At 73.7% G+C, this 23,382-nt stretch carries 24 protein-coding genes and 2 pseudogenes; 21 read left to right on the top strand and 5 right to left on the bottom strand.

Going from position 1 to position 23,382, the window contains the following annotated elements; all coding sequences use genetic code 11:
- Positions 1–143 precede the first annotated feature (143 nt).
- Positions 144–887 (top strand): annotated as a pseudogene (locus tag E4P39_RS06640) (amidohydrolase family protein); the annotation flags it as partial.
- A gap of 87 nt (positions 888–974) precedes the next feature.
- Here E4P39_RS06640 and E4P39_RS22605 read toward each other — a convergent pair.
- The gene (locus tag E4P39_RS22605; RefSeq protein WP_209306388.1) at positions 975–1,448 is read right to left on the bottom strand and encodes an EAL domain-containing protein; all 474 of its coding nucleotides are present in this window, start codon (positions 1,446–1,448) and stop codon (positions 975–977) included.
- 165 nt (positions 1,449–1,613) lie between these two features.
- On the opposite strand from E4P39_RS22605, the gene E4P39_RS22600 reads away from it, so the two are divergent.
- Positions 1,614–2,909: a vanadium-dependent haloperoxidase gene (locus tag E4P39_RS22600; RefSeq protein WP_209306387.1), complete on the top strand. Its 1,296-nt coding sequence runs from the start codon at positions 1,614–1,616 to the stop codon at positions 2,907–2,909.
- Between the two features lie 25 nt (positions 2,910–2,934).
- Here E4P39_RS22600 and E4P39_RS06630 read toward each other — a convergent pair whose 3' ends face one another.
- A complete protein-coding gene (locus E4P39_RS06630; RefSeq protein WP_135135588.1) occupies positions 2,935–4,107 on the bottom strand; it encodes an MFS transporter in 1,173 nt (390 codons plus the stop codon).
- A 154-nt stretch (positions 4,108–4,261) separates the two neighbouring features.
- Between E4P39_RS06630 and E4P39_RS06625 the strand changes: the two genes are divergently transcribed.
- From E4P39_RS06625 to E4P39_RS06560, 14 genes are all read left to right on the top strand, one after another.
- A complete protein-coding gene (locus tag E4P39_RS06625) occupies positions 4,262–5,695 on the top strand; it encodes a tannase/feruloyl esterase family alpha/beta hydrolase (RefSeq protein ID WP_135135587.1) in 1,434 nt (477 codons plus the stop codon).
- Positions 5,696–5,781: 86 nt separating this feature from the next.
- Positions 5,782–6,297 (top strand): DUF2243 domain-containing protein, encoded by a 516-nt coding sequence (locus E4P39_RS06620; RefSeq protein ID WP_135135586.1) that lies wholly within the window; start codon positions 5,782–5,784, stop codon positions 6,295–6,297.
- Positions 6,298–6,318: 21 nt separating this feature from the next.
- The gene (locus tag E4P39_RS06615; protein WP_135135585.1) at positions 6,319–6,675 is read left to right on the top strand and encodes a DUF5655 domain-containing protein; all 357 of its coding nucleotides are present in this window, start codon (positions 6,319–6,321) and stop codon (positions 6,673–6,675) included.
- 103 nt (positions 6,676–6,778) lie between these two features.
- Complete coding sequence (locus E4P39_RS06610) at positions 6,779–6,982, top strand: DUF1918 domain-containing protein (RefSeq protein WP_135135584.1); 204 nt, start codon at positions 6,779–6,781, stop codon at positions 6,980–6,982.
- A 12-nt stretch (positions 6,983–6,994) separates the two neighbouring features.
- The gene (locus E4P39_RS06605) at positions 6,995–9,073 is read left to right on the top strand and encodes an elongation factor G-like protein EF-G2 (protein WP_135135583.1); all 2,079 of its coding nucleotides are present in this window, start codon (positions 6,995–6,997) and stop codon (positions 9,071–9,073) included.
- 180 nt (positions 9,074–9,253) lie between these two features.
- Complete coding sequence (locus E4P39_RS06600; RefSeq protein WP_135135582.1) at positions 9,254–9,919, top strand: CDP-alcohol phosphatidyltransferase family protein; 666 nt, start codon at positions 9,254–9,256, stop codon at positions 9,917–9,919.
- Positions 9,916–10,833: a DUF881 domain-containing protein gene (locus E4P39_RS06595; protein WP_135135581.1), complete on the top strand. Its 918-nt coding sequence runs from the start codon at positions 9,916–9,918 to the stop codon at positions 10,831–10,833. The genes E4P39_RS06600 and E4P39_RS06595 overlap by 4 nt, the downstream gene beginning before the upstream one ends.
- A gap of 4 nt (positions 10,834–10,837) precedes the next feature.
- Entirely contained in the window at positions 10,838–11,170 is a 333-nt protein-coding gene (locus E4P39_RS06590) for a small basic family protein (protein ID WP_135135580.1), read from the top strand.
- Between the two features lie 458 nt (positions 11,171–11,628).
- On the top strand, positions 11,629–12,291 hold the full coding sequence (locus E4P39_RS22860) for a DUF881 domain-containing protein (RefSeq protein WP_245159677.1): 663 nt from the start codon (positions 11,629–11,631) through the stop codon (positions 12,289–12,291).
- 64 nt (positions 12,292–12,355) lie between these two features.
- A complete protein-coding gene (gcvH, locus tag E4P39_RS06580; protein WP_135135578.1) occupies positions 12,356–12,778 on the top strand; it encodes a glycine cleavage system protein GcvH in 423 nt (140 codons plus the stop codon).
- 258 nt (positions 12,779–13,036) lie between these two features.
- A complete protein-coding gene (locus E4P39_RS06575; protein WP_209306402.1) occupies positions 13,037–13,555 on the top strand; it encodes an FHA domain-containing protein in 519 nt (172 codons plus the stop codon).
- 67 nt (positions 13,556–13,622) lie between these two features.
- Positions 13,623–14,366 (top strand): MerR family transcriptional regulator, encoded by a 744-nt coding sequence (locus E4P39_RS06570; RefSeq protein ID WP_135135577.1) that lies wholly within the window; start codon positions 13,623–13,625, stop codon positions 14,364–14,366.
- Positions 14,367–14,483: 117 nt separating this feature from the next.
- Positions 14,484–14,972 (top strand): bifunctional nuclease family protein, encoded by a 489-nt coding sequence (locus tag E4P39_RS06565; RefSeq protein WP_135135576.1) that lies wholly within the window; start codon positions 14,484–14,486, stop codon positions 14,970–14,972.
- Between the two features lie 342 nt (positions 14,973–15,314).
- Positions 15,315–15,803, top strand: coding sequence for a MerR family transcriptional regulator (locus E4P39_RS06560; protein WP_245159684.1), 489 nt, complete (start codon positions 15,315–15,317; stop codon positions 15,801–15,803).
- Here E4P39_RS06560 and E4P39_RS06555 read toward each other — a convergent pair.
- Positions 15,745–16,392 (bottom strand): VOC family protein, encoded by a 648-nt coding sequence (locus E4P39_RS06555; protein WP_167761651.1) that lies wholly within the window; start codon positions 16,390–16,392, stop codon positions 15,745–15,747. The genes E4P39_RS06560 and E4P39_RS06555 overlap by 59 nt on opposite strands.
- 381 nt (positions 16,393–16,773) lie before the next feature.
- Between E4P39_RS06555 and E4P39_RS23175 the strand changes: the two are divergent.
- The 4 genes and pseudogenes from E4P39_RS23175 to E4P39_RS06540 form a co-directional block, all read left to right on the top strand.
- A pseudogene (locus tag E4P39_RS23175) lies at positions 16,774–17,061 on the top strand (cupin domain-containing protein); the annotation flags it as partial.
- On the top strand, positions 17,044–17,451 hold the full coding sequence (locus E4P39_RS23170; RefSeq protein ID WP_280790822.1) for an AraC family transcriptional regulator: 408 nt from the start codon (positions 17,044–17,046) through the stop codon (positions 17,449–17,451). The pseudogene E4P39_RS23175 and the gene E4P39_RS23170, both read left to right, overlap by 18 nt.
- A 10-nt stretch (positions 17,452–17,461) precedes the next feature.
- Positions 17,462–20,458 (top strand): aminomethyl-transferring glycine dehydrogenase, encoded by a 2,997-nt coding sequence (gene gcvP / locus E4P39_RS06545; RefSeq protein WP_135135573.1) that lies wholly within the window; start codon positions 17,462–17,464, stop codon positions 20,456–20,458.
- Between the two features lie 40 nt (positions 20,459–20,498).
- Complete coding sequence (locus E4P39_RS06540) at positions 20,499–21,089, top strand: DinB family protein (protein WP_135135572.1); 591 nt, start codon at positions 20,499–20,501, stop codon at positions 21,087–21,089.
- A 9-nt stretch (positions 21,090–21,098) separates the two neighbouring features.
- Here the strand turns inward: E4P39_RS06540 and E4P39_RS06535 are convergent, their stop codons facing one another.
- Complete coding sequence (locus E4P39_RS06535) at positions 21,099–21,302, bottom strand: DUF5999 family protein (RefSeq protein ID WP_135135571.1); 204 nt, start codon at positions 21,300–21,302, stop codon at positions 21,099–21,101.
- A 170-nt stretch (positions 21,303–21,472) separates the two neighbouring features.
- The gene (gene coaA, locus E4P39_RS06530) at positions 21,473–22,435 is read right to left on the bottom strand and encodes a type I pantothenate kinase (protein ID WP_135135570.1); all 963 of its coding nucleotides are present in this window, start codon (positions 22,433–22,435) and stop codon (positions 21,473–21,475) included.
- Positions 22,436–22,549: 114 nt separating this feature from the next.
- Between coaA and E4P39_RS06525 the strand changes: the two genes are divergently transcribed.
- On the top strand, positions 22,550–23,362 hold the full coding sequence (locus tag E4P39_RS06525; RefSeq protein WP_135135569.1) for a GNAT family N-acetyltransferase: 813 nt from the start codon (positions 22,550–22,552) through the stop codon (positions 23,360–23,362).
- Positions 23,363–23,382 lie beyond the last annotated feature (20 nt).

Here is a 23,382-nt window from a genome sequence, read left to right as displayed (position 1 = left end):
GCGGGAACCTTCCCCGTGCCGGTCGCCGGCGGCGACGATCGTCGCGGCGAGGGAGGACGGGACCTGTGGACGAGCCGTTGATCGACTGTCACGCGCACGTCTTCGACCCGGCCCGGTTCTAGTACGCCCCCGATGCGTACTACGTCCCGACCGGACCGGAGACCGGGACCCTCGAGCAGCTGCGCCGGACGCACGACGTCCATGGCGTCCGGCACGCGCTGCTGGTCGGCCCGAACTCGGGCTACGGGGAGGACAACCGGTACCTGCTCGACGCGCTCGAGAGGGGTGCCGGGCGGTTCCGGGGAGTCGCCGTGGTCCGCAACGAGGTGACCACGGCGGAACTGACCGCGCTCCGGGACGCCGGCGTGCTCGGCGTCACGATCAACGCCGCCCTGCTGGGGGTGGCGCACTATGCCGATGCAGGGAGCCTGCTGGCCTCCCTCACCGACCTCGACATGTTCGCCGACGTGCAGGTTGCCGGCGACCAGCTGCCGGCCCTCGCCCCGCTGCTGGCTCGCTCCGGCGTTCGCGTGCTGATCGACCACTGCGGGCGGCCGGATCCCGCGGACGGCCTGGACGACCCGGCGTTCCGCGAGCTCCTCCGCCTGGGTCGCGCCGGGCATGCGGTGGTCAAGCTGTCGGGGCTGGTCAAGTTCTCGCGCCGACCGCCACCGCACGAGGACACCTGGCCCTTCGTGCGGGTGCTCGTCGACGCCTTCGGACCCGAACGCTGTGTCTGGGCGTCGGACTGGCCGTTCCTGCGGGCCCCGGTCCGCATCGACTACGGCCCGTTGCTCGCGCTGCTGGAGGACCTGGTGCCCGACCGGGCCGCACGGGGCCAGATCCTCTGGGACACGCCCTCGCGCCTTTTCGGATTCTCCGCGTGAGCCCGCCGGCGCTGGACGCGCGGCTGGAGAAACCGGCGGCGGCTCGCCGAGGCGGTCAGCGCGGTTGCGACCGTGCCGACGGGCGCCTCACCTGGGGCAGGTCGAGCAGCTGCGGAGACCGTCCGCGAGGCCGGTCCCGCGCCTCTCGCGCCTCGCCGCCCGCCCGGGGAAGGCCGCCGCTCGCACGATGGCGTATGGGCTCAGCCAGATCGGTCCGCTCAGCAGCTCCCGCATCGAGACGGCGGGGCTCCACAGCCGGCCCTGCGCCGTGACGCAGCCGGGGCCCTTGATGAGCGCGGCCTGCTCCGCGGTCTCGACCCCCTCGACGATGACGTCGACGCCGACCGCACGCGCCAGGTCGATGGTGGACGCGACGATGGCGAGAGCGTCCTCGTGCTCGCCGATGTCGGCGACGAAGCTCCGGTCGATCTTCAGCTTCGACGGCCCGCACCGCTCTCGGCCTCGCCGGAGCGCCGGACCGGCTCGGTGGCCGCGGCGACGCCCGGTGTCGAACGCCTCTGGTGCGGGGTGCCCTCCTGCTGCATCGTGATCGACGCGCATCGCTCGTGCGCAGGGGGCGCCGGGAGGGACGTGCGACGAGGGCGCCAGAACCGCCCCCCGCATAGTCCGGGGCGCCCGGCCCCGCAGGCGGTCCGAGTTCTCCGGTCCCCACGTGCCGTGCCTCCGCGCTGATGGACGGGGACCGGAAATGACAGGAGCAGGACCATGATCCGAAGCCCTCTCGTCCACCGCTGGATCGCTCTCCCGGCTGCGGCGGTGCTGATGGCCGGCGTGGCCCCGGCCGCGGCTGCCGAGACCGATGGGGGCACGGAGCCGGACCCGGCCGTGGTCCTGCACTGGAACGAGATCGCCTGGCGGACCATCGGTGTCGAGGGCATGAAGCCGCCACCGGTGGCGCAGCTCTACCTCGGCCTCGTGTCGACGGCGGTCTACAACGCGGTCGTGACCGTCGAGGGCGGAGGTGAGCCGACCCTCCGGCAGCCGCGAGTCGACGACGACGCGTCCTCCGACGTCGCCGCTGCCACCGCGGCCCACGACGTGCTGAGCTCTTTCTTCCCGGCGTCGGCGGCCGCACTGCGGGCGGACTACGACGCGTGGCTCGCCGGCATCCGGGACGGGGAGGGCCGCGAGCAGGGCGTGCAGGCGGGCCGGGACGCGGCTGCCGCGCTCCTCGCCGCCCGAGAGGGTGACGGTCGCGATGCGCCCATCACCGTGCCTCGGGACGCCGAGCCGGCTCCGGGCGCGTGGGTGCCGACACCGCCGGCCTTCGCCGAGTTCACGGCCCCGTGGCTGGGCACCACCCGGCCGGTGCTCCTCGACTCGCCCGAGGACGTTCCCTACGACGGCCCCGACGCGCTGACGAGCGAGGCCTATGCCGCGGACTTCGCCGAGGTGAAGGCCATGGGAGCGGCCACCGGTTCGGCCCGCAGCGAGGCCGAGACCCAGACGGCCCTCTTCTGGAGCGACAACCCGCCTCGGCAGTACCAGGACGCGATGCGGGACCGGGCCGTTCGGCACGAGCTGGACGTCTTGGAGACGGCGCGGATGTTCGCCGCCGCCAACGCCGCGGGAGCCGACGCCCTCGTCGTCTGCTGGCAGGCCAAGCTCGACAGCGACTTCTGGCGGCCGCTGACGGCGATCCACGAGGCGGAGCGGGACGGCAATCCCGACACCACCCCGGACCCGGCCTGGGCGTCGCTGGTGCCGGCCCCGTCGTATCCCGAGTACCCCAGCGGCCATGGCTGCGTCAGCAGCGCTGTGGCCACGGCCCTCGAGGAGCTCTTCGGCGAGGACGAGCTGGACATGACGATCGCGTCCCGGGCCTCCGGCGTCACCCAGGCCACGCGGGACTACGACTCCGCGGACGCGTGGATCGACGAGGTCGTCGACGCCCGGATCTGGCTCGGGATCCACTTCCGTGACGCCATGGACGACGCCGTGGCGATCGGACGCGAGGTGGCCGACCGCGTCGTCGACCGTTGGTTCGAGTGCGAGGACTGAGAGGTCGGACCCGGAGGGACCGCGGTCACTCGGGCCTGCGCCAGCGGACGCGCCCCCACACGGCGGCGACTCCCAGCGGCAGGCTCAGGGTGCCGGCGAGCAGGAAGACGGTCCGGTACTGCCCGGTGTCGGCCAGTTCGGCCACCGCCAGCGCCGCCAGCGCGCTGCCACAGAACAGCGCGCCCGCGAACAGCGAGACGACGGTGGCTCGGGCCGCCGGCAGAACCTCGGTGGCCCAGGTCTGCAGCGAGGAGTGCATCGAGCCCCACGCCAGGCCGAGGAGCAGGGTGACGACGACGGCCGTTCCGGCGTCCCGGGACAGCGCCAGCAGCAGGCAGGCGGCGAGTGCGGACACGGCTCCGACGGCGATGAGCCTCGACGGGTGCAGCCGGCGCGACAGAGGTCCGACGACACCCGCAGAGACCAGGACCGCCACGCCGTAGATCGCCGCGATGCCTCCCGCGAGCGCGGTCGTGGCGCCGGCGGCCTCGATCGCGGCGGGCAGCAGCGTCAGCGTGCCCAGCAGCACCGCGCCCTCGACGAACGCCAGGCCGAGCACGAAGAGCGTCGTCCGTGATCGGGCGACCAGGAGGAACGGCGCGGCCGGGTTGCGGTGACTGCGCGTCCGTGGCGGTTCGACGAGCAGGCGCAGGGCGACCGCCAGGGCCAGGGCGGTGAGCCCGGTGGCGAGGAACGTCGCTCGCCAGGTGAACACCTGGGCGACGATCCCGGCGCCGACCGAGGCGAGTGCCGTCCCCAGGGCGACGCCCACCATCAGCCGCGTGAGTTCCTGCTGCCGGCGGTCGGCGGGCACGGTGTCGCCCACGTAGACGATCCCGGCGGGGTAGGCGGCCCCGAAGAAGGCACCTCCGACACCGCGGGCGATGCCGAGGGTCAGCGGGGTGAGCGCGAACCCGGCGACGAGGGACGCGATGCCGGCACACACCAGCGCGATCCGCATGGTGCGGACCAGCCCCAGCCAGTCGGAGACCACTCCCCAGAGCGGCTGACAGAGTCCGTAGGCGAGGAAGTAGGCGCCCGCAGCCTGCACGATCGCCGACGGGGGAGCGCCCAGGTCATGCGCGATGGCGAGCAGCATCGGCGGCATCGCGAAGCGGTCCAGGAGGCCCACGAACGCATTGAGCTGCAGCAGCCGGATCGGACGTATCCGGCCGGACGAGGTTCCCGGCGCCGGCATCCGGCCATCCTCCCGGTCGGTCCCCGGACGCCGACGCCCGGCGTCCGCGCCGTTCCCCCAGGTGAGAAGCCCGTCCGCCGGGGTAGTGGCGTTCCCTCCGGAACCGCGGCTCGTCGTCCAGGGCCGATGGTCGCCACTCCCTGAAAGAGGAGCCATGTCCCGCCGCCGATTGCTGCTCCTTCCTCTCGTTCCGGTGCTGATGGCCTCGTGGCTCACCGGCCCCGCCGCCGCCGCACCGGCCGACGCCTGCGCCGACCCCGCGGCGATCCAGGTGCCGGGGGCCGCGCGGCAGGAGGTGACGTGCCACCCCGACCTGTCGGCCGCCGCCCTGTCGCTCACCGGCCACAGTGACCCCACGGACTGGGCCGGGCTGCACTCCAAGCGGACGGTGAACCCGGCGGCCGGTGCGGGCATGCAGATCGACGGCTACTTCCCCGACGACTCGACGAGCAACACCACGCACGGCTGGAACCACGACTCACAGTTCGTCATCCGCCTGCCGGAGCAGTGGAACGGCCAGCTCGTCATCACCGGCGCCCCGGGTGTGCGCAAGCAGTACGCCCCGGACTACATCCTCAGCGACTGGATGCTGTCCCAGGGCTACGCCTATGCCTCGACCGACAAGGGGAACACCGGGACCGCGTTCTACGAGAACGGCGCACGCTCGGCACCGGGGCAGGCGGTCCGCGAGTGGCACGACCGGGTCTCTGAGCTGGCCAAGGCCGCCAAGGACGTGGTCGCGCAGCGCTACGGCGCCCGGCCGGCCCGCACGTGGATGACGGGCATCTCCAACGGCGGCTACCTCACCCGGTGGCAGCTGGAGAACCGCCCGGAGCTCTACGACGGCGGCGTGGACTGGGAGGGGACGCTGTTCACCGCCAACGGCCCGAACCTCTTCACCTACCTGCCGACGGCCCTGCGGGAGTACCCGCAGGCGCTCGCGCTGCCGGCCTCGCGGCAGCGGATGTACAAGGTCGGTTTCGAGCCGGGCTCGGAGATCCTCTGGCCCGACCACCACGCCATCTACTGGGACCTCACGCAGCGGACGTACCGCGAGGCGTTCGACCCCGGCTACGACGGCGCGACCAAGGCGGGGACGCCGTTCTGCCGCATCGGCACCGCCCCCGGGACGCCGACGGCCTGTGACGCCCAGTACGACTACGCCTCCCGCCCGCGGGCGGTGAAGGACGCCGTCGCCTCAGTCTCGCTCACCGGCCGGATCGGCAAGCCGATGATCACGCTGCACGGCGACCTGGACGCACTGCTGCCGATCAACGCGGACTCCGACGTGTACTCGACGATGATCGCGGGCGTGGGCCGGAGCGGCATCCACCGCTACTACACGATCACCGGCGGCAACCACGTCGACGAGCGCGCCGACGTCTTCCCCGCGCAGCTCCGGCCGATCCTGCCCTGCTACCGCGAGGCCTTCCAGCGCCTGACCGCCTGGGTCACCACCGGCACGACGCCGCCGGCGAGCCAGACGGTCGCCCGGCAGCCGTCCGGCGACGAGGTCAACACCTGCCCGCAGCTCGCGGCCTCGGCGACGGATCCGAAGCCCGGCAAGGGGAAGGGCCCCGGGCAGTGACGGCCGGGCAGCCCTACGACCGGCGCGGGCGAGCCGCGTCGCGCACGGCCGCGTGTGCCGGCGGGAGGGCGGGGTAGCCCGTCGGCATGGCGACGGGCGGGCGGGTGGCGGAGGGGCGTCGTCCACCGCCCAGGACCTCCGGCCTGCTGTTCGGGCTGGGCCTCGGCGGCTTCGTCGACGGCATCGTGCTGCACCAGATCCTGCAGTGGCACCACATGGTCAGCTCCGTGGAGCCGACCGACAGGGTGCTGGGGCTGGAGGTCAACACGCTGGCCGACGGCTTCTTCCACCTCGCGACGTGGCTCTGCGTCGTCGCGGCCTCGATCACCGGGCTCGCCGCCTGGCGGCAGGACCGGCTCGCGCCGAACTACGCCTTCCACGTCGGGCTGGTGCTGGCCGGCTGGGGGATCTTCAACGTGGTCGAGGGCCTGATCGACCACCAGCTCCTCGGCGTCCACCACGTCCGGGACGACCTCGGTGCCCCGCTGAGCTGGGATCTCGCCTTCCGGGCCTTCGGCGTCCTGCTGGTCGCCGGCGGCTGGGCGCTGCACCGCCGGGGGGCGGCCGCCCTAGCCGCCCGGAGCGCTGCGCCGGTCAGCTGACCGGCGCGGGGGAGGACGGCGGTGCGGCCCGAGGACCTCTTCGCGGGGCACCCGGTCGCGTCGGCCGTCCTCCGGGCGGTGTTGGACCTCGCGGACGGCCTCGGCGACGTCGAGACCAGGACGTCCAGGAGCCAGGTGGCGCTCCGGCACCGGCGGGGCTTCGCCCATCTGTGGCGCCCGGGTCAGTACCTGGCGCGGCCGGCCGCCGAGATCGTGCTGTCCGTGGTCCTCGACCGGCACGACGACTCGACCCGCTGGAAGGAGGTGGCGCACCCGGCGCCGACCTCGTGGATGCACCACCTCGAGGTGGCCGACGCTGCCGAGATCGACGACGAGGTGGCGCGGTGGCTCCGGGAGGCGGCCGACCTCGCGTGCTGAGGGCGGATGGCGACGCCACGCGGGAGGGGGACTTGCCCTGACTCCCGCCCGGCGGGCAGGCTGTGACTCAGGCCACAGCCGGGCGCTCGTCGAGGAGGCTGCCGTGGAAGCTCATGTCGGAGACAGGATAGTCGTCCACTCCACCCACCAGGGCGAGGCGGAGCGGGTCGGTGTGGTGCTCGAGTGCCACGAGCCGGACGGCGGCCCGCCGTACCGGGTCCAGTGGGAGCCCGACGGGCACACCGCGCTCTTCTACCCGGCCGGCACCCCGGCCGTGGTCCACCACACCGGCCCCTCGCACAGCTGAGGGGCCGGACTCATGCCGAAGGACACCGGGACGGCTCCGGCCCCCCGACCCGCTGAGAAAGTGCGCAACGTGGCGCTCGTCGGCCACGCGGGCGCGGGGAAGACCACCCTGGCCGAAGCCCTCCTCGTCGCGACCGGCGCCCTGCCGCGGGCCGGGCGGGTCGAGGACGGCACCACTTGTCTCGACACCGAGGAGGTCGAGGTCCGTCAGCAGCGGTCGGTGTCCCTCGGCGTCGCCACCGTCGAGCACGCGGGCCACCGGCTGACCCTGCTCGACACCCCCGGCTCCCCGGACTTCGTGGGCGAACTGCGCGCCGGACTGCGCGCCGCGGACGCAGCGCTCTTCGTCGTCTCCGCGGTCAACGGCGTGGACGCCACCACCGTGCAGCTGTGGGAGGAGTGCGCCACCGTCGGCATGCCCCGGGCGGTGGTGATCACCCAGCTCGACCGGGCACGCGCCGACGTCGACGAGGCCGTCCGGCTGTGCCAGCGACTGCTCGGGGAAGGCGTGTTCCCCATGCACCTGCTCGACCGCGGTCCGGACGGCGCGGTCCGGGGCCTGGTGTCACTGCTGGAACCGCACCCCGAGACCAGCACGGAGGCAGCCGACGCCGACCGGCTCCGTGGCGAGCTCATCGAGGGGATCATCGGGGAGAGCGAGGACGAGACCCTGATGGAGCGGTACCTGTCCGGCGACGAACTGGCCGTCGCCGACCTGGTCGCCGACCTCGAGACCGCCGTCGCCCGCGGCCACTTCCACCCGATCCTGTGCGTCGCGCCGCTGACCGGCGTCGGCGTCCCCGAGCTGCTGGACCTCCTCGTCGCGGCGTTCCCCTGCCCGAAGGAGCACGGCTGCCCACCGGTCACCCGTCCCGACGGCAAGGCGACGCCGGCCATCGAGTGCGACCCCGACGGGCCGCTGGTGGCCGAGGTCATCAAGACGACGACCGACCCCTACCTGGGCCGGGTCTCCCTGGTCCGCGTCTTCTCGGGCACCCTCCGCCCCGACATCCCGATCCACGTCTCCGGGCACGGCATGACCGACCGCGGCCATCCCGACCACGACGTCGACGAGCGGATCGGCGCGGTGTCCTCGCCGCTGGGGACCAACCTGCGCCCGGTGGCCGCCTGCCCGGCCGGCGACATCTGCGCCGTGGCCCGGCTCGGCAGCGCCGAGACCGGGGACACGCTCAGCTCGCCGGAGGACCCGCGGCTCGTCCCGCCGTGGGAACTGCCCACCCCGCAGCTGCCGGTGGCGGTCGAGGCGGCCTCCCGCGCCGACGAGGACCGGCTCGCCGCCGCCCTCGCCCGGCTGGTGGCCGAGGACCCGACCGTGCGGCTGGAGCGCCGGCCCGACACCGGGCAGCTGCTGCTGTGGTGCGTGGGGGAGGCACACGCCGAGGTCCTCCTCGAGCGCCTGCGCAGCCGGCACGGGGTGGCGGTCAGCACGGTGCCGGTCCGCGTGCCCATGGTGGAGACGCTCGGGGGCCCGGCGCGGGTCACCGGCCGGCACGTCAAGCAGTCCGGCGGGCACGGGCAGTACGCCGTCGTGGTCGTCGAGGGCGAGCCCGGCCCGCCCGGCTCCGGCATCGTCTTCGAGCAGCGGATCGTCGGCGGCACGGTGCCCAGCCAGTTCCACGGCAGCGTGGAGAAGGGCGTCCGCGCGCAGGCCGAGCGGGGGATCGGCGGCGACCGGCCGCTGGTCGACGTCCACGTCACCCTCGTCGACGGGAAGTCGCACTCGGTCGACTCCTCCGACGCGGCGTTCCAGGCGGCGGGGGCGCTCGCGGTGCGCGAGCTGGCCGCGGCCGCCGGCACCCGGGTGCTCGAGCCCTGGTGCGTGATCGAGGTCGTCGTCCCCGGGGAGTACGTCGGCGCGGTGATGAGCGACCTCTCCGCCCGCCGCGCGCGGGTCACCGGCAGTGACGCCGACCCGGACCGGGACCGCACCACCGTCCGGGCGGAGATCCCGGAGGTCGAGCTGCTGAGCTATCCGGGGGTCCTGCGCTCGGTCACGCACGGCACCGGCAGCTTCTCCCGGCAGCAGCTCGGCTACGAGCCGGCACCGGCGTCCGTGGCGGTCGCGGTGTGAGCCGGCCTCTCCGAGGGCGGATTCCCCGGAGTCCCCGCCCCTGACCGCCTGCCCCGGCGGAACCCGCCGGGTTCCGGCACGCCGTCGGTGCGCTCCGGTGCGCCGCCTCCGGCCGCGTCGGCGCAGGCCACTAGCCTCGGGCTCGGTGTGCAGCGGGGTGTCGGGCGGGGTGGAGGAGCAGTGACGTCGTCGAACGGCCCGTGGGCCGCCGCGTCGCTGCCGTCCGTCCCGGGCGGCTCGCCGCCGGTGACGGACCGCGAGGCCCTGCCCGACCGGGTGTGGACGCTGCCGAACGCCCTGTCGGTCCTGCGGCTGCTCGGCGTGCCGCTGTTCCTCTGGCTGCTACTGGGGCCGGAGTCCGACGGCTGGGCGCTCGCCGTCCTCATGATCTCGGGCTTCACCGACTGGCTCGACGGCAAGCTCGCCCGCTGGCTGAACCAGGGCAGCCGGCTCGGGGCGCTCCTGGACCCGGCCGCGGACCGGCTCTACATCGTCGCCGCCCTGATCGCGCTGGCCCTCCGCGGCATCGTTCCGACCTGGCTGGTCGCGGTCCTGCTCGGCCGGGAACTGGTGCTGGGCGCGGCGTTGCTGGTCCTGCGGCGGTACGGCTATCCGCCGCTGCAGGTCCACTACCTGGGCAAGGCGGCCACCCTCCTCCTGCTCTACGCCTTCCCCGGGCTGCTGCTGGCCTACGGATCCAACCCGGTGGCCGCGATCGCCGAGCCGATCGCCTGGGCCCTGACGATCTGGGGCACGGTGCTCTACGTGCTGGCCGGGGCGCTCTACCTCGTGCAGGTGGCCGGCATCCTGCGCACGGAGCGGGCCGCCGGGGGGACGACGCCGTGACGGGGGCTCGACCCGGGCCGCGGTACTCGCTCGGGGCCTCGCTCCTCGACGCCGTCCTCGCCGAGACCCTCGATCCCGCCTATGCCGAGGCGGCGGCCCGGCGCGCGGCCCGGGCGGACGGCGGCCCCGCCCGCCCCCGGAGCCGCTGGCGGGCGCGGACCCTCGTCGCGCTCACCATGGCGATCGCCGGGCTGCTGCTCGCCGTCACCTACGACCAGGCCGCCGCGACCGCCCAGGGGCGCGAGCAGATCCGCGCCCGGCTGGTCGCCGACATCCAGCAGGAATCGGCGATCAGCGAGGGGCTGACCGCCCAGCTCGAGGAGCTGCGCGTCGAGGTAGGTCGCAGCCGGGAGAACCTGCTCGCCGTCAGTGCGGTCGGCCAGGACGCGCTCGACGAGCTGGCGCGCGCCGAGCAGGGGGCCGCCGCCGTGCCCGTCACCGGTCCGGGCTTGCTGATCACCCTGGCCAACGCCGACCCGAAGACCGACTCGGACCCGGTCGGCGGCGGCACCGAGGAGGACCTGCGTGGCCGCGTCCAGGACGGTGACCTCCAGGTGGTGGTCAACTCCCTGTGGGCGGCGGGCGCCGAGGCGGTCAGCGTCAACGGGCAGCGGCTCGGTCCCACGACCGCCATCCGATTCGCGGGGGAGGCCGTGCTGGTCGACTTCCGGCCGGTCACCAACCCCTACGAGATCAGCGCCGTCGGTGACCCGGACACCCTGCTGAACGAGTTCCTCGCCAGCCCCGAGGTGAAGGCACTGGCCGACATCTCCAACATCTACGACCTCCGTTTCGACTTCGTCCGGGAGGACGAGCTGACCCTTCCGGCGGCAACCACCCCCGAGCTCCGGCTGGCCCGAACCGCCGGCGACGAGCCGGACGTCCCCGTTCCCGACCAGACGCCGGGAGGCTGACCCCGTGATCCCGATCATCGGACTCGCCGCCGGGGTCCTGCTCGGCCTCTTCTTCGACCCCACCGTCCCGCTGTGGCTCCAGCCGTACCTGCCGATCGCCGTGGTCGCTGCCCTCGACGCCGTGTTCGGTGGCTTCCGCGCCCGGCTCGACGGGATCTTCGACGCGAAGGTGTTCGTCATCTCGTTCGTGTCGAACGTCGTCGTCGCCGGGCTGATCGTGTTCCTCGGTGACCAGCTGGGGGTGGGTGCGCAGTTGTCCACCGCCGTCGTCGTCGTGCTGGGCATCCGCATCTTCGGCAACGCCGCCGCCATCCGACGGCACGTCTTCCGGGCATGAGCGAGGACCAGCGGCCCGGCGGTCCCGGGCCGGCCGACCAGGGCACCGGGGACGACGAGGTGGTGCCGCACCCGTTCGGCTCCGGCGACGCCGGGGCGCCGGCGGCGGGCAGCCCGGCGCGCGGCCCCGCACCCCCCGGGAATGACGCCGCCGCACCGGACCGCGCGACCGACACGGCGGCCGCCCCCGAAGCGGCTCCGGCCCCTGAACCGGCTCCGGCCTCGAAGCCGACCTCGACCTCCGAGCCGGCTCCGGCCCCCGAACCGGCTCCGGCCTCGAAGCCGGCTCCGGCCCCCGAACCGGCTCCAGCCTCGGAACCGGGAGGAACCGTGGCTCCCGACCAGCCTGCCGCTCAGGTGCCGGAACCCGGACCGCCGGCCGTGGGGTCTTCGGCCGGCGAGCCGCCGGCCTCGACCCCGGCGGTGGGTGCGAGCCGTCGTCGCGACCCGCTCGCAGCCGTGCTGATCGGGGTCCTGACGCTGCTGCTCGGCTTCGCCTTCGCCGTCCAGGTGCGGACCGTGGGCGACGACCCCCAGCTGGCCGGCGCGCGGGAGGAGGACCTGGTCCGCATCCTCGACGAGCTCGACGCCCAGGAGGAACGACTCCGCGAGCAGGTCGCCGAGCAGCGCAGCGCGCTCGAGCAGCTCACCAACTCCGACAGCCGCGCCGCGACCGCCCTGGAGGCGGCACGGGAACGGGCGCAGGCGATCGGGATCCTCAACGGGACGCTCCCGGCCCAGGGACCGGGCCTGGAGATGGTCATCCGCGACCCGGACGACGAGGTGCGGGTGGCTGACCTTCTCGACGCGATCCAGGAGCTGCGCGGGGCCGGCGCGGAGACGATGCAGATCGACGACGTCCGGGTCGGCGTCTCGACGGCGGTGACCGGCGACCCGGGCGGTCTCATGGTCGACGGCCGTCCCATCACCGCCCCGTACGAGATCCTCGTGATCGGCGACCCGCAGAACATGGAGACCGCGATGAACATCCCCGGGGGAGTGGTGCAGCACATCAACAACCGGGGCGGTTCCGTCACGATCACGCAGTCCGAGGAGGTCGTCGTGGGCGCGTTGCGGCCGCTCGACACGCCTCAATACGCTTCGCCGCAGACCGACGACTGAGCTCGCGCTCAGACCGCACGGCGCCCACCTGACCGACCCACCGCTCCGGGGAGACGATCGCCGCATGGCCACGCCTAACGACCGCCGCTACACCGAGCAGCACGAGTGGGCCCTCGTGCAGGGCGAGGAGGGTGCGGGGGCCGCCGCGAACGCGGGAGTCATCGTGCGGGTGGGCATCACCGACCACGCGCAGGACGCCCTCGGCGACATCGTCTTCGTCCAGCTTCCGGAGGTCGGGGAGGAGGTCGGGCCCGGCAACCCGATCGGCGAGGTGGAGTCGACCAAGTCGGTCTCCGACGTCTACGCCCCGGTCGCGGGCACCGTCTCGGCCGTCAACACCGTCCTGGCCGACGCCCCCGAGACCATCAACGCCGACCCCTACGGCGACGGGTGGCTCGTGGAGATCAGCGTCGCCGGGGAGAACGGGGACCCGACCGGGGCGCTGCTCGACGCCGCCGCCTACGAAGCGCTGGTCGACGCGTCCTGAGGGGGCTGCCGATGGGTTGCCCGCGCAGGTCGATCACTATGATCGCCCGGGGACACGGAGAGTCCGGCGACCAGCCGGACAGCCACCGGTCCGCACCCTGAACGTCCGGTTGACCCTCGGGTCGACCTGCTGGTTCCATGACCACGGCCCGCCGCCCCCGCGGTAGCCGACCCGCGGCAGCCACCCGGCCGCCGTCCGCCGGCCGCCCGCGGCCCGACCAGGACCGCGGCGGTGCCCCTCGCACTGGAGGAGACAGACGTGCACTGCACTCGATGTGGACACGAGAACCCCGAGGGCAGTCGCTTCTGCGCGCAGTGCGGCTCGGCGCTCTCCCAGGAGCGGGTCGGCGAGTCGACCAGCGTGATCCCCAAGGTCGGGGGGGAGGACACCAGCGACCAGCCCGAGATCGCCGAGGCCGCGGCGGACGCCCACGCCGGCGCCGTCGAGTCGCTGCCCGCCGGGTCGGCGCTGCTCGTCGTCAAGCGCGGGCCCAACGCCGGCAGCCGTTTCCTGCTCGACCAGGACGTCACGACCGCCGGTCGGCACCCCGACAGCGACATCTTCCTCGACGACGTGACGGTCAGCCGCCGGCACGTCGAGTTCCACCGCGAGGGCGGTGGCTTCTCGGTCCACGACGTCGGCAGCCTCAACGGCACGTACGTCAACCGGGAGCCCGTCGACGTCGCCACGCTGGCCGGCGGCGACGAGGTGCAGATCGGCAAGTTCCGCCTCGTCTACCTCACCGGTCCGCGCACCGGCGAGCCGGCCGCTCGCTAGTGACCGCGCCGGCGAGCTCACGCATGTGGGGGCAGGCCGGCCGGCCGGCCGCCGGCGAGCAGAGGACGTGACGGCGGTGCCCGAGCGCACGAGCGCGCTCGGGGACGCCGCCGATCAGCGCACGCCCCGCCTGACCATCGGCGAGGTGCTGGGCGTTCTTCGTGACGACTTCCCCGACGTGACGATCAGCAAGATCCGCTATCTCGAGTCCGAGGACCTGGTCCATCCCCAGCGGACGCCGTCGGGGTACCGGAAGTTCTCGCGTGCCGACGTGAGCCGGCTGCGCTACGTCCTGGCCGCCCAGCGCGACCAGTACCTGCCCCTGCGCGTCATCAAGGACCACCTGGACGCACTGGATCGCGGCGAGCCGCTGCCCGCGGGCACCGGTGCCACGGCACCCGCCCCGCCGGCGTCGACCGACGACGCGGGGACGACGGTCGGGCCGCCCCTCACCGCCGAGCAGTTCGCCCGGGCGGCCGGCCTCGAGCCCGGGCAGCTGGCCGACTGCGTGCAGTTCGGCCTGCTGACGACGGACGCCGACGGCCGCCACCCGGTGAGCGACCTGCCCGTGGCCCGCGCCGCGGCGGGGCTGGCCCGGCACGGCATCGAGCCGCGGCACCTGCGCGTCTACCGCACCGGTGTCGAACGGGAGGCCGGCCTGGTCGAGCAGCTCGTCGCCCCCGTGCTGCGGGCCCGGTCGGAGGAGGCCCGCACCCGCGCCACCGAGAAGCTCCGCGAGCTCGCGACGCTGTCGGCGCAGCTGCACACGGCGCTGCTGGAGGCACGGCTCCAGGAACTCCTGCGTCCCTGACTCCGGCGTACCGTGATCGGTGCGCAGATCAAGACACCCGACGTTCCCGAGCCGTCCACCAGCCGCCTGACCTGACCGACCAGCCCGTCCCCCCGGGCCTGCTGAGGGAGCCGCACCGTGCAGGAGCTTCGAGTCGTCGGCGTCCGGGTCGAGCTGCCCGGCAACCAGCCGATCCTGCTGCTCAAGGAGACGCAGGGGGAGCGGTACCTGCCCATCTGGATCGGCGCCGTCGAGGCGGCCGCCATCGCGTTCGAGCAGCAGGGCGTCCGGCCGGCCCGGCCCATGACCCACGACCTGCTCCGTGAGGTGGTCCGGGCCCTCGGTGCCACCCTCGAGGCCGTCAACATCACCGAGATGCGGGACGGCATCTACATCGCCGAACTCGTCTTCGGCGACGACCGGATCGTCAGCGCGCGGCCGTCCGACGCCGTCGCACTGGCCGTGCGCACCGGTGCACCGATCTACGGCGCGGACGACCTGCTCGACGAGGTGGGCATCGAGATCCCGGACGAGCAGGAGGACGAGGTCGAGAAGTTCCGGGAGTTCCTCGACCAGATCTCGCCCGAGGACTTCGGCGCCGGGTCGGGCTCCGGCGGTCCCACCTGACACAGGCGCCCCGTTTCGGGCAACTTGTGACCATCGGCAGCACGGTGGGTGTTCTCCACTCGAAATGATGAGCGTGGCGACACGCCGACCCGCTCAGTTGACCGACCCCCTGGCCCGGCTTACGGTCGGCGAACAACAACGGTGTGACACCTGAGGTTCAGTGGGTGCAATGCCCACCGGTTGCAAGGCCCATCAGGTGCGAGGCCGTCGACCCGGACCGCGCGAGCGGGGCGGGACCAGAGGAGGACGCTGGACGTGAGCGACCAGAACGACGGGTCCCAGGGTCAGCTCTTCAGTGACGCCGCTGTCGGGGCTCCCGCGTACGACGAGGTCGACACCGACCTGGTCGGCTACCGCGGTCCCACGGCCTGTGCTGCTGCAGGGATCACCTACCGCCAGCTCGACTACTGGGCCCGTACCGGCCTGGTCGCGCCGTCCGTGCGCACCGCGACGGGGTCCGGCACACAGCGGCTGTACTCGTTCCGCGACATCCTCGTGCTCAAGGTCGTCAAGCGGCTCCTGGACACCGGCGTCTCCCTGCAGAACATCCGCAAGGCCGTCGACCACCTGCGCACCCGCGGCATCAAGGAACTGTCCAACATCACGCTGTTCTCCGACGGCGCCACCGTCTACGAGTGCACGTCGGCGGAAGAGGTCGTCGACCTGCTCGCCGGCGGCCAGGGCGTCTTCGGCATCGCCGTCTCCGGCGCACTCCGTGAGCTGTCCGGCGAGCTCGCCGAGCTCCCGGCCGAGCGTCTCGACGGTGGTCCCGTCAGCTCGGCGGACGACGAGCTGTCGAAGCGCCGCCGCGCCCGCGCCGTCGGCGCCTGAGCAGTCGCACACTGCTCGGTCGACCGAGGGACAGGGCGGAGCGCTGGCTCCGTGTCGCCTGGCCCCGGGTCCTCATACTTTCGGGCGGCAGGACCGACCGCGGGTGCTCGTAGAACTCCACGCCGTCCGGCGTCCAGCGCACGCCCAGGAACAACCTGGGCCCGGCGGCGTCGTGGACCATGCGCACGGCGATGCCGTCGGGGTCCAGGAACTCCGTCCAGCTGCCGTCGGCGTGCCGCCCTTCGGTCCAGCGCATCCCCATCGCGTCGGCGCGGGCCCTCACCCGGGCGGCCGCGGAGGCATCAGCCGCCTCGACGACGATCGGGTGCTCGCCCCGTAGATCGGCGTCCCCGGCCGTCGTCGAGCGCAGCCGCAGGGCGACCAGGAACCGGGCGTTCCAGTCGGCCAGCGCGCATCCGGTGTCACCCTCACCGTCCCCGAACTCCCGCACGTACTGCAGTCCCAGCAGGTCGCGGTACCAGGCCGCGCTGCGCGCCAGATCGGTCACCGGGATCGTGACCTGCACGAGCCCGACGAGGTCGCCGGACCGTACGGCCGGGAGGGATGGGCCCTGCTCGAGAGCGGTCATGGGACGTCCTTCGGCTCGGAGGCGCTGATGCCCATGGACGCTAGGAACCGCTCGGCGGATGATCCATCCGCATCCGTCCCGACTTCTTCCTCGTTCGTCCAGGGGCGACCGTGCCCGGGGAAGCGCCATGGACCTGCTCAGCGCGGTGCTGAAGGAACTGCGGCTGGACAGCGCCGCCTACCGCGTCCTCGCACTGCGTGCGCCGTGGCGGCTGCGCTTCGACGGCGGACTGCGTGGCGTGCACGTCGTCGTGGAGGGCCGTTGCGTGCTGGAGCTGGACGACGACGGGGCCGGCCGTGAACTCCACGCCGGCGACCTGGTCGTCCTCCCGCGTGCGGACTCCCACATCCTCCGTTCCGCCGGACCCGCACGAGGCCGCGAGCTGTCGTCGATCGGCTGGCCCGGGCGGCCACGGGCACCCGGGTCGAGGTCGGGGACGTCGGCGAGCCGACCCTCATCGTCTGCGGCGCCTTCTTCCTCGGCGACGAGGGCCATCCCGCGGTCGCCGGCTTCCCGCGCTGCATCCACGTGCCGGGCAGCCGGGGGAGCAGCCCGCCGTGGCTGTCCGGGCTGACCGGGGCGCTCACCGCCGAGGCCACGGAGGCGGGGCCGGGGAGCGACGTCGTCATGGCGCGTCTGTCCGATGCCCTCGTGACGCGCGCGCTGCGACACCACGCCGAGACGGCCGGCGAGCCCGGCTGGTTGCGGGCGCTGGGCGACCCGGCGCTCGCTGCGGTGCTGACCGCGGTCCACGCGGACCTGGCGGCGCCGTGGACGCTGCCGTCGCTGGCGCGGCTGGCGGGACTCTCGCGGGCGGCGTTCGCGGCTCGGTTCTCGGCGACGATCGGACAGCCACCGATGCAGTACGTCCACGGCTGCCGGATACGGCGGGCCATGACGCTGCTGGGTGGCGGGAACGCGACCGCCGCCGTCGTGGCGTCCCGTGTGGGCTACGGCTCGGAGTCCGCCTTCTCCGCGGCGTTCGTCCGCTATGCCGGTGTGCCGCCGGGCGAGTACCGGCGCCGCGCACGGTCCGGCCGGGAGGTGGGCCGCTGGTAGCGTCGCAGCAATGGTCGACCGTGCCGGATCCCTTCCGTCGCTCCGTTCCCTGCAGCCCGCCGGCTCCTTCGCCGCGCGTCACATCGGCCCCCGGGGCGACGAGACCGCCGAGATGCTCGCCGCGGTCGGGTTCGACACCCTCGAGGCCCTCGTCGACGCCTGCGTCCCCGAGGGCGTCCGCGACCGCACGCCGCTGGCGCTGCCGCCGGCCATGGACGAGGCCGCCGTCCTGGCGCTGCTGCGGGAGCGGGCGGACGCCAACGACGTCTACACCTCGATGATCGGGTTGGGGTACCATGGCACGTTCACCCCGCCGGTCATCCAGCGCACGGTGCTCGAGAACCCGGCCTGGTACACCGCCTACACGCCGTACCAGCCCGAGATCAGCCAGGGCCGGCTCGAGGCCCTGATCAACTTCCAGACGGCGGTCGCCGACCTCACCGGGCTGTCGGTGGCCGGCGCCTCCATGCTCGACGAGTCGACCGCCGCCGCCGAGGCGATGACCCTGGTCCGCCGGGCCGGGCGGGCGAGCGCTGACGCGGTGTTCGTCGTCGACGCCGACACGCTGCCGCAGACCCTGGCGGTGCTGCAGACGCGCGCGGAGCCGCTCGGCATCCGGCTGCACGTCACCGATCTCTCGGCGGGCTGGCCGGCCGACCTGCCCGAGGCCGGCGCGTTCGGCGTCCTGCTGTCCTACCCGGGCGCGAGCGGCGCCGTCCGGGACCACCGGGCCCTGGCGGCCGCGGCGCACGAGGCAGGGGCCTCGGTCGTCGTCGCCGCCGACCTGCTGGCGCTGACCCTGCTGGAGGCGCCGGGGGAGTGGGGGGCCGACGTCGCGTGCGGCACCACCCAGCGCTTCGGCGTCCCCATGGGGTACGGCGGTCCGCACGCCGGATACCTCTCGGTCCGGGAGGGGCTGGCCCGCCAGCTGCCCGGCCGGCTCGTGGGCGTCTCGATGGACGCCGACGGCGACGTCGCCTACCGGCTCGCCCTGCAGACGCGCGAGCAGCACATCCGCCGGGAGAAGGCGACCAGCAACATCTGCACCGCGCAGGTGCTGCTCGCCGTCATGGCCGGTGCCTACGCGGTGTACCACGGTCCGGAGGGGCTCGCGGCGATCGCCGCCCGCGTCCACCGGAGCGCCACCGCCCTGGCCGGATGGCTGCGCGACGGCGGGCTCGAACTGGCGCACGAGCACTTCTTCGACACCCTCACGGTGTCCGTGCCCGGCCGCGCGGCCGACGTGGTCGCGGCCGCCGCGGAGCGCCGGATCAACCTGCGGCTGGTCGACGCGGACACCGTCGCGGTGGCCTGTGACGAGACGACGTCGGTCGAGACCCTCCGCACCGTCGCCCATGCCTTCGGCGTGTCGTCGGACGACGCGCTGCTGGACGACGACGGCGCGGACGCGCTGCCGGCCGACCTCCGCCGGCGCACGCCGTACCTGACGCACCCGGTCTTCTCGGCGCACCGCTCCGAGACCGCGATGCTGCGCTACCTGCGGTCGCTCTCGGACAAGGACCTGGCGCTGGACCGCACGATGATCCCGCTCGGCTCCTGCACGATGAAGCTGAACGCCGCGACCGAGATGGCCGCGATCACCTGGCCCGAGTTCGCGAACCTGCACCCGTTCGCGCCGGTCGAGCAGGCGCGCGGGTACCGCCGGCTCATCGACGAGTTGTGCGAGGCGCTGGCGGAGGTCACCGGTTACGCCAAGGTCAGCGTGCAGCCCAACGCCGGCTCCCAGGGCGAGTTCGCGGGGCTGCTGGCGATCCGCGGCTACCACCGCTCCCGCGGCGACGAGCAGCGCGACGTCTGCCTGATCCCGAGCTCGGCGCACGGCACCAATGCGGCCAGCGCGGTCATGGCCGGGATGCGCGTGGTCGTCGTCGCCTGCGACGAGGCCGGCAACGTCGACCTCGCCGACCTGCGGGCCAAGGCCGAGAAGCACGCCGAGCGGCTGGCCGCGATCATGCTCACCTATCCCTCGACGCACGGGGTGTTCGAGGTCGACGTCCAGGAGATCTGCGCCGCGGTGCACGACGCGGGCGGCCAGGTGTACGTCGACGGAGCCAACCTCAACGCGATGGTCGGCCTGGCCAAGCCGGGGCGCTTCGGCTCCGACGTCAGCCACCTCAACCTGCACAAGACCTTCTGCATCCCGCACGGCGGCGGTGGCCCGGGCGTCGGGCCGATCGGCGTCGCCGAGCACCTGGTCCCGTTCCTGCCGGGGCACCCGCTGGTGGACACCGGCGCCACGGGGCCGGCTGTGTCGGGAGCCCCCTGGGGATCGGCCGGGATCCTGCCCATCTCCTGGGCCTACGTCCGGCTGATGGGCCCGGACGGCCTGCTGCAGGCCACGGAGCACGCGATCCTGGGCGCCAACTACCTGGCTGCGCGGCTGCGGGAGCACTACCCGGTGCTCTACACCGGGGCGGACGGCCTGGTGGCCCACGAGTGCATCCTCGACATCCGGCCGCTGACCAAGGCGACCGGCGTGACCAACGACGACATCGCCAAGCGGTTGATCGACTTCGGCTTCCACGCGCCGACGATGAGCTTCCCGGTCGCCGGGACGCTCATGGTGGAGCCGACCGAGAGCGAGGACAAGGCGGAGCTGGACCGCTTCGTCGAGGCGATGGGAACCATCCGCGAGGAGATCGAGAAGGTCGGGAGCGGCGAGTACGACCGGACCGACAACCCGCTGCGGAACGCGCCGCACACCCTGGCGATGCTCGCGGGGGAGTGGGACCGGCCCTATCCCCGGACGACGGCGGTCTACCCGGTGCGCGGACTGGTCGGCAGGGGCTACCTCAGCCCGGTGCGGCGGATCGACCAGGCCTACGGCGACCGCAACCTGGTGTGCTCCTGCCCGCCGCCGGAGGCATTCGCCGAGCACGACTTCACGCCGCACGAGCCCGCGGAGAACGGGTCCACGCCGGCGCGCGGCGCCGGGGCACCGGACGACCTCGGGACGGCGCCGGACGTGGTGGGCGCGCAGGCCTGACGGCACGGACGTGTCCGCCGGTGCTGGCAGGGAGGGCACCATGAGCGAGCCAGGAGCGAAGGCGGACCTGCGGCGCTATCTCCAGCAGGGCCGCGACGCCCTGCTCTGGAAGCTCGAGGGGCTGTCCGAGTACGACGTCCGCCGCCCGCTGACGCCGACGGGCACGAACCTGCTCGGGCTGGTCAAGCACCTGGCCTACGTCGAGATGGGGTACTTCGGAGAGACGTTCGGCCGGCCGGTCGACGGGCCGCAGCCCTGGCTCGTCGAGGACGTCGAGGACAACGCGGACCTGTGGGCCACCGCGGGGGAGTCCCGCGAGCAGATCGTCGCGCTGTACCGCCGGGCCTGGGCCCACGCTGACGCGACGATCGAGGCTCTCCCGCTGGACGCGGTCGGCCGGGTCTCCTGGTGGCCTCCGGACCGCCGGGAGCTGACCCTGCACCGCGCCCTCGTGCACGTGACCGCCGAGACCCACCGGCACGCCGGGCACGCCGACATCGTCCGCGAGCTCATCGACGGCGCCGTCGGCATGCGGAAGGACAACGACAACCTGCCACCGGGCGACGAGGCGTGGTGGGCGGGCCACCGGGAGCGGGTGGAGCGAGCGGCCAGGCAGGCCGCCGGGAACTGACGGGAGCGGTCAGCCGGCGACGAGCTCCGGGGCCAGCCAGGTGTGGTGGTCGCCCACGGCCCGGCCGTCGGGCAGCAGCTCGCCGTCGTCGTCGAACAGCACGACGCCGTTGCACAGCAGTCGCCAGCCCTGCTCCGGGTGGCTGCTGATCACCGTGGCGAGGTCACGCGCCTCGCTGGCGGCGTCGGGGCAGGTCTTCGGGTGGTGGCACATGGCAGTTCTCTCCGTGCGTCAGCGGCGTTCTGCCGGGATTACGTAACGTGCTTGTCTGATTACCAGTTCGGCAACTGTGCGCCTCGGCTGAAGCGTGAGCGAGTGACGCCGCTCACCAGATCACCCGGACGGGTCGTCAGTTCCTGCCAAGTGCCCGCGTGGGGCCGTGGTCAGAGCTTCCGCAGCAGCACCCGGCGGACGGAGTGGTCGGCGGCCTTCTGCAGTACCAGCCGCGCCCGGGAGCGGGTCGGGGCGATGTTGCTGCGCAGGTTGGGCCCGTTGACCGAGGCCCAGATGTCCAGAGCGGTGGCCCGCGCCTCGTCGTCGGTGAGGCCGGCGAAGCGGTGGAAGTAGGCGGTCGCGTCCTGGAACGCCGTCCGCCGGAGTGCCTGGAAGCGCTCGACGTACCAGCTCTGGATGTCGGCCTCCGCGGCGTCGACGTAGACGGAGAAGTCGAAGAAGTCGGAGAGGAAGACCTCCGGTGCCGTCCCGTCCGCCCGGCGCCCGGCCTGGAGGACGTTGAGGCCCTCGAGCACGAGGATGTCGGGTCGGTCGACGGCCTGCCGGACGTCCGGGACGACGTCGTAGGACTGGTGGTCGTAGACCGGGGCGAAGACCTCTTCGCGGCCGGACTTCACATCGGCGAGGAAGCGCGCCAGGGCCCGTCGGTCGTAGCTCTCCGGAAAGCCCTTGCGGCCGAGCAGTCCACGGGCCTCGAGCACCGCGTTCGGGTGCAGGAAGCCGTCGGTGGTCACCAGGTCGACCCGCGGCGAGCCGGCCGAGGCGGCGAGCAGCGTCTGCAGCAGGCGGGCGGTCGTGCTCTTGCCGACGGCGACGCTGCCGGCGACGGCGATGACGAAGGGCACCTTGGCCGTCGTGTTGCCGAGGAACTCGCTCTGCGCCGCCCACAGGCGGCGGCTCGCCGTGACGTGCAGGCCCAGCAGCTCCGCCAGGGGCAGGTAGACCGTCGCCACCTCGTCGAGGTCGATGCGGTCGCCCAGGGAGGCCAGTCCGCGCAGCTCCTCCTCGTCCAGCGGCAGCCGCGTCCCTTCGGCGAGCGCGCGCCAGGAGGCGCGGTCGAACACCGCGTAGGGCGAGATGGAGCTGCGGGCACCGGCCGTCACACCGACCATCGTGCCGTTCGCGTGGGAAGGGCCCCGCCCTCGGGTCACCCGCCCGGGTGGGGGAGGGGGCCCCGACGGGTGCAGCCGAGGCTTCCTGACACCTCCCGCGTCTAGGGTGCCGGTGTGCCGACCCGTCCGGGGCTGCTCGAGTGCATCGAGCGCTACTACGCCGCCGCGCCGCTCCCTGATGCGCGGATCGAGGTCGTGGGCGCTCTCGACGTGCCGATCGGCGACCCGGCCTGGCCCTATTCCGCCCGCCCCCGCGCCGGCGGCGGGCGGGTGACCGAGGACGACGTCCGGGCGGCCCTGGCCCTGCAGGAAAATGGCGGGGTGCCGGTCGCCCTGGAGTGGGTGCCGGAGTGCTCGCCGGAGGCGGCGGCCGCCGCCCGTGCCGCGGGGCTGACCGTGGAGGAGTTGCCCCTCCTCGTCGCCGTCGACCCGCTGGAGCTGCTGTTCCCCGCCGGTGTGCGGCTCTACGTGGTGGGTGCCGACGACCCCGAGCTGCCGCACTACCAGCGCGTCGCGGCCACCGCGTTCGCCCATCCCGGCGGGCGCGCCGATGTCCGGGACGTGCCACTCGACACCTCTCCCGACGCGCGTGCCCGGACCGCGGCCCTGCGCGAGCGGATCGCGGCCGGCCGCACGGTGATGATGGTCGCCGTCGAGGACGGTCAACCGGTCGCCGTCGGCTCCCACCAGCCCGTCGACATCGGCGGCAGCGAGATCAGCGAGGTGGTCGGGGTGGCCACGTCGCCGCGGCTGCGCGGCCGCGGCCTGGGTGCCGGCATGGCCTCCGCGCTCGTGGCGCACGCCCGGGAGACCGCGGACATGGTCTTCCTCGCGGCCGGCGACGACGACGTCGCGCGGGTGTACGAGCGGGTCGGCTTCGCCCGGCTCGCCACGGCCGCCGTCGCGGACCGCCGCCCCGCCGACTGAGGGCCAGGCTCCGTCGTCGG

The organism is Blastococcus sp. CT_GayMR19 (assembly GCF_004570385.1).
GTDB lineage: Bacteria > Actinomycetota > Actinomycetes > Mycobacteriales > Geodermatophilaceae > Blastococcus_B.
Note: the sequence above shows the minus strand (reverse complement) of the source record. Positions and strands in the feature narration are given on the sequence as shown.

Bases quoted from the DNA above. Each gene is read 5' to 3' on its own strand.
- E4P39_RS22600 (WP_209306387.1), top strand. From the start codon at position 1,614: ATGATCCGAAGCCCTCTCGTCCACCGCTGGATCGCTCTCCCGGCTGCG.
- E4P39_RS22605 (WP_209306388.1), bottom strand. From the start codon at position 1,448: ATGCGCGTCGATCACGATGCAGCAGGAGGGCACCCCGCACCAGAGGCG.
- E4P39_RS06625 (WP_135135587.1), top strand. From the start codon at position 4,262: ATGTCCCGCCGCCGATTGCTGCTCCTTCCTCTCGTTCCGGTGCTGATG.
- E4P39_RS06540 (WP_135135572.1), top strand. From the start codon at position 20,499: ATGAGCGAGCCAGGAGCGAAGGCGGACCTGCGGCGCTATCTCCAGCAG.
- coaA (WP_135135570.1), bottom strand. From the start codon at position 22,435: ATGGTCGGTGTGACGGCCGGTGCCCGCAGCTCCATCTCGCCCTACGCG.
- E4P39_RS06555 (WP_167761651.1), bottom strand. From the start codon at position 16,392: ATGACCGCTCTCGAGCAGGGCCCATCCCTCCCGGCCGTACGGTCCGGC.
- E4P39_RS06605 (WP_135135583.1), top strand. From the start codon at position 6,995: ATGCCGAAGGACACCGGGACGGCTCCGGCCCCCCGACCCGCTGAGAAA.
- gcvH (WP_135135578.1), top strand. From the start codon at position 12,356: ATGGCCACGCCTAACGACCGCCGCTACACCGAGCAGCACGAGTGGGCC.
- E4P39_RS06620 (WP_135135586.1), top strand. From the start codon at position 5,782: ATGGCGACGGGCGGGCGGGTGGCGGAGGGGCGTCGTCCACCGCCCAGG.
- E4P39_RS06535 (WP_135135571.1), bottom strand. From the start codon at position 21,302: ATGTGCCACCACCCGAAGACCTGCCCCGACGCCGCCAGCGAGGCGCGT.
- gcvP (WP_135135573.1), top strand. From the start codon at position 17,462: ATGGTCGACCGTGCCGGATCCCTTCCGTCGCTCCGTTCCCTGCAGCCC.
- E4P39_RS06630 (WP_135135588.1), bottom strand. From the start codon at position 4,107: ATGCCGGCGCCGGGAACCTCGTCCGGCCGGATACGTCCGATCCGGCTG.